Consider the following 5,278-nt stretch of genomic DNA (forward strand, 5'->3'; position numbering starts at 1 on the left):
CAACAAAGATTAGTCGCCATGCTAGATTACAAGAACCAATGCCAATACGAGAAGGACGGCACACCCTTTAAGCCCATTGCAATGATCTATGCGGAGCAACAAAAAGGGCTAAGAAGTTTCAGCTCAGGGGGCTCACTTGCCAAGTGTAAGCTAAGACCCCTTGAGACCATCAACACCCCGCCCGAGCGCGCCCAAATCTACCATAATTGCGGGGTTAAGGCACAGGGCATTAAACTAAGAGGCAAAGCCGACCGCCATAAAAGGTTAGACGCTTACTTGATAGAACACGGGGCTTTAGAGTGCGAAGCTAGCGGCATCATCACCGACTTTAAACACCAAGAGCTAGGCATTTACGAACAAGCGCACGGCGTGGAGTTAGGGGGCGCGTGGAAAGACCTTGTAGATCAGGCGGTTAAAAATAGCGGGGAAATGACTTTGTTAGACAAGGTGCTTGCCAAGCTCAGAGAGGCTTTTAGTAAAGATAAAGAACAAGACAACAAGAGCTCTAACCCCCGCTTTAACCCCTACAAATCCTCACTTTGGGAAGCACTAGGGGAAACGCCCTATAATTACAAGCTGTGGCTCATTGCCAAGATGTGTTATGCCTATGCCCTTGACACTTACACGAGCGGGGATGAAAGCATTTTCTTGCATGATGAAGTGGTAGATCACGCCATTAAGAAAGCCCTAAAGATAAGTGATGATAGCGATGACGAGGAGGACACGCCAGTTCAGGGTAATGGTAAGCCCTTAATGGAGCAATTAGAATTAGAGGAAGCGTTAGCCAAGAAGTTAGCCAAACAGCCCGATGACCTTGAAAGACAAGAGCAGGAGTTAGAGGAGCTCATCGCCAAACAACAGAGAATGCAAGGGCTAGAAGCCACTCCCCCCAAAGACGAACAACCCCCACAAGAGGAGCTACCCCCCAAAGACGAGCAACAGGCAAACGAGCTCATAGCTCTCTCTCTCCCAAGTGATGAATGCGTCCCTACAGACTATGACCCCAACATCTTTGGCGACCCACAAGAGACCTTTATCCCCGATGACTACCAACCGCCCAATGAAGTGCAAGAGGAGCAGACACAAGAGCTAATAGCCAACGATGACCCACAAGAAACCTTTATCCCCGATGATTGGCAAACCCCCGATGACGCATATAGTGGTATGGCTTTTGCCATGTGCGAAGCGCAGACCGATGAAACAAACCTCCATTTCACTTAGCCAAGAGTGTCCTAGTTGCACCCAAAAAGTGGTGAGCCGACCATTGACCGAGACACAAAATGACACCCCTTGCCCGCAAACAGGTATCCAAAACACGACCCACTCTATCAGTGCAAGGACGCAAAATGTCCCCCACTCTATCAGTGCATGGACGCAAAATGCCCCCCAACCCGTAGAGACAGGTATCCAAAATGTTGCCAACTCTATCAGTGCAGGTATGTAAAATGTCCCCCTCAGCCCCGCAGGGCAAACTAGGCAAAACAAGCTTGCGCCGTGTCCCGTCAGGGTTGCGTAGTTTGCAAATTACGCAACTGCCATAGGCAGACATTTCGCAAGCTACATTTTGCATAATTTGCTCCTAGCGGAGGGCAAGAAAGGCGAGAGAAGGCGACAATTTTGTTACCACTAAAATCGGTGCAGGTATGTAAAATGTCCCCAACCCCTAGAGACATGGACGCAAAATGACACCACTCTTTGGGAGAAGGCGACAATTTTGTTACCACTAAAATAAGGAGTTAAACACATGGGAGCGATTGCATCACTCAACTTCAAAGGCGGAAGAGAAAGAATGGAAAGGCAGGAGGAACACAACGATAGGACGATAAGAGCGCACTATTTTTTAAAAAGTGGAGGGCTAGGCATAGAATGTAATAGAAGTGCAGAGGAGGCAATGGCGTTAAGAGATAGGCTCATAGAACAAGCAAAGGCAAACTATAAGCGGTGTTTTAAACAGACCTTCAAGGCTAGCCGTTACATTTACAGCGCAGTGGCAAACATCAAGCCCGAAACGACTATGCAGGACTTAGAAAAGCTAGCCACCCACTTTAAAACCAAATACGGGTTTCAATGTTTTCAAATCGCTATCCACAGAGATGAAGGGCACATAGATGACGAGGGCAAAGAGCAGATCAACCAACACGCCCATTTGGAGTTTGTAACCCTAGATGAGAAAACGGGTAAAAGCCTTTTTAGGACAACCAATGACAAGATTTTAAGTCAAATGCAAACCGAGACCGCCGACATCTTAGGCATGCAAAGAGGCGAGGCTGTGAAAAAGAGTGGCAGAAAACGCATTGAGCCTAGAGCTTACGCCCAGTTGATGAATGAAACAAGGCAGAAACACAAGGCAGAGAAACAAGAGCTCACAGCCACAAAAGACAACACCATTGAGGAGCTTAAAACCCAACTAGCCGCGCTCAAAACCACTAACGCCGAGCTTACCGCAAAGCTCAATGAGCTAATAGCCCTTGTTGCTCCCACAGATAAGAAGCTCACGGCTAAAGAGTTCAAAGAGAAGTTAAAAGAAATCCGTAACCAAATGATTGTGATTAACAAGCTTTGCGGTGAGGACAAGATATTCACCCAAGAGGACTATAAGGACATCAAAGCTTTAGAAGCAAGTAACCTAGAGGAGGGCGCAAAAGAGATTGTTAGCAGGGCGTTAGAGCGTTTTACAACAAGGCTAGTAGCCCCTTACACCCAAGAGATTGAGGGCTTAAAAACCGCCAATGCACAAAAAGACGCACAGATCGCAGAGCTCACCACTGCTAAAGCCCAGTTGGAACAGGTGCTAGATCGAGTTGATGAGAAAGTGCAAGGGCTTGCGCCTCTACTGACTGAAGCGGTGGAAGCTTACCGAACACAAGGTGTGGCTGTCCTAGAGGCACAGAAGGCTTATGAGCTAGGCAGGGCAGAGGGCAACAGAGAAAAAGACGCGTTCATCAAGGAGATAAAGGAGGGAATGAAAGCAGATGGCTTTACGGGCTTTAAAAAGCTTTTGGGCTTGACTAAAAAGGACTCTCACAACAACCCCGCCTATTTGTCCCCCAATCAACTAGATAAGCAGATGAAGGGCGTTAAGGAGACGATAGCTACAGCGGTGCAACCATTGCTAGATGAAAACAATGACAATGCCAAGACAATGGAGTCTAGTTTGAACCGCTCTCTTTTTAATGTGGCTTTTGAGCTCAAACAGATGAAGGGGGAGTTTAAAGACAGCCAAGAGTATGGCAAACAACTCACTGCAGAGCAAGAGAAAAACAAGGACTTGACAAGAGAAAACGCCAAACTCAAGCAACAGATAGCAAGCGAGCAAGAGAATTACAAACGCATGGAGGGGCATAAAGACGCGCTAATTGAGATGAAGGACAAGGAGATTGACAAGCTCACCAACGAGAGAGACAAGCTAAAAGAACAAGCCAAACAGCCCAAGAGTGTGAGGACAAATGAGGCACTTATGCAGACGCGGATAGAACGGAGCTATCAGTTTAGGGCGGGCTGGTATTTTCGTGGGCTTGAGAAGTTACGGCAGAAAAAGCTACAAGAGAGAGTTACGGATAGTGCTAGGGTGAGGGCAAACAAATCTATGCACTAAGCACGCCTGCCAAACCAACGCCTTGAAGCCCGAGCCGTTATGGCGTGCTTAGTCCCCCTAGCCCACTTGAACGCCCCCCAAAGACCCCCAAACCCACGCCTTGAAACCAACCACCCCCTTTTTTCAACCCACGCCCTAAAGCCCACGAACCCCCCACAGCGCGCAAGCGCATACTTAACTTGGTAGAGTAAGAAACAAAAGGCAGAAAAAATCGACATCCCCAAAAGCCGTCCTACAACCAGTAAGCCATGCGGCGTTTGAGCTACCCCGAAGGGGTGTAAAATCTTTGGAGTTAGTTACAAATTCTTGGGAAAGTTGAAAATCTTAAGGGAGTTTAAGCAGTTTAGTAGCTAAGAAGTGGTAGCCTCCAGTTTGATGAAGCAAGAAACTACCAAGAAAAAGCCTACAAAAAACCCCCTAAGAAAGACCTTAAGTCAAGCTAATGTTTCAAAAGTCGTCCTCACTCCCACCCAACATAAGATAGCCCTAGTCGCCCAAACCCACTTTTCGGGCATTGCCAGCACGCACTTTAACATCCACAGGCAATTAACAGACACCGACATCGTGGATGAGAACGGGCTCATCATAGGGCAAAAGCCCCTAAACCCCTACCAACTCCACACCATTAACGCCATCCAACCCAAGACCTTTTACTCCCGTGCTTTGGGCTTCAACACTTGTGGGAAAGACATCATCACCACTTGGCACAATGGGGTAGAAATCCCCCACGCCTTCACCTGCAAGAACAGAGCTTGTTTCCACTGCAACAGCGTTAAAGCCAAAAAACGCACCCTCACCTTCATTCAAGGCATTAGCGACCTCGTTCTCAACAACCAAATCTCTATGCAAAACCTCCGCTTGATGATGATCACCTTGAGCCCCAAGAATGGCGATTTAGAGCAACTCAACAATATGGTAAGGGCGTTGCGCGAGCATGTCAAGCACATGATGAAAGTTAAACGCAATGGCTTTAAAGACCGCTTCGCTCCCAATGGCGTGTTTGGCTACATCATGGGCGTGGAGTTTGTGGGCGATAGCTTTAACACCCAGTTAGCCGTAGGCAAGTGCCACCCCCATGTGCATATCCTTTTAGTCGTGGATTGGGAGCACTACACTAAGCCTATCCCCCCCAAACCCTCTAAAGCCAAACGCCCGCCTAAAAAGCCCAAACCCCCTAAATCCCGCTATCTAACCTCCTTTGAGCTCAGTGAGATGTTTGCCAAAGAGTTAGAACGGGGAATGGTAGTGGGTGATCACAATGACAAGGAATACAATAAGTCGCTTTGGAAGTTGAACCTTTTTGAAGCAATGGTCGAGAGTGTGCGTGATATGGAGATTAATGCGGGGAAAAGTGCCGAACCTCCAAAACCACGAAAACCACGAAAGACCGAGCGCGCCCTCACTAAAGTGCAACTAGAGGGCAACAATGTGGATATGCGGATTGTCTTTGACGGGCGCAAGTTTGCCAACAAATACGCCAAACGCTCCAAAGAACGGGCTGAAAAGAACCTCCATTCCGCCTTGCATGAGATACTCAAAGGTTTCAAGCTAGAAGCCTCCCAAGAGGACACAGACGCAGATGACGCTAGCCCCGAGCAAATGGCTAAAGACTTCACCCGCGCGCTAGAGAAAGAGGCTAGAAATGCGGTGGCTTACCCAGATAGCGGAGCAGATAGCCCCGAG

The 5,278-nt window shown here is 48.1% G+C and carries 5 protein-coding genes; 4 read left to right on the top strand and 1 reads right to left on the bottom strand.

Annotated features, from left to right (window positions below; translation table 11 throughout):
- The 3 genes from C6G87_RS04360 to C6G87_RS08615 form a co-directional block, all read left to right on the top strand.
- A partial coding sequence (locus C6G87_RS04360; protein ID WP_233709006.1) for a hypothetical protein occupies positions 1–1,221 on the top strand: 1,221 nt, incomplete at its 5' end.
- On the top strand, positions 1,196–1,444 hold the full coding sequence (locus C6G87_RS08485; RefSeq protein ID WP_158653096.1) for a hypothetical protein: 249 nt from the start codon (positions 1,196–1,198) through the stop codon (positions 1,442–1,444). The genes C6G87_RS04360 and C6G87_RS08485, both read left to right, overlap by 26 nt.
- A gap of 345 nt (positions 1,445–1,789) precedes the next feature.
- Positions 1,790–3,595 (top strand): coiled-coil domain-containing protein, encoded by a 1,806-nt coding sequence (locus C6G87_RS08615; RefSeq protein ID WP_199767632.1) that lies wholly within the window; start codon positions 1,790–1,792, stop codon positions 3,593–3,595.
- Positions 3,596–3,632: 37 nt separating this feature from the next.
- On the opposite strand, the gene C6G87_RS08970 is transcribed toward C6G87_RS08615, so the two are convergent.
- Positions 3,633–3,761 (bottom strand): hypothetical protein, encoded by a 129-nt coding sequence (locus C6G87_RS08970; protein ID WP_267892692.1) that lies wholly within the window; start codon positions 3,759–3,761, stop codon positions 3,633–3,635.
- Positions 3,762–3,970: 209 nt separating this feature from the next.
- On the opposite strand from C6G87_RS08970, the gene C6G87_RS04375 reads away from it, so the two are divergent.
- A partial coding sequence (locus tag C6G87_RS04375) for a protein rep (protein WP_158653097.1) occupies positions 3,971–5,278 on the top strand: 1,308 nt, incomplete at its 3' end.

Source organism: Helicobacter baculiformis (genome assembly GCF_900197685.1).
Lineage (GTDB): Bacteria > Campylobacterota > Campylobacteria > Campylobacterales > Helicobacteraceae > Helicobacter > Helicobacter baculiformis.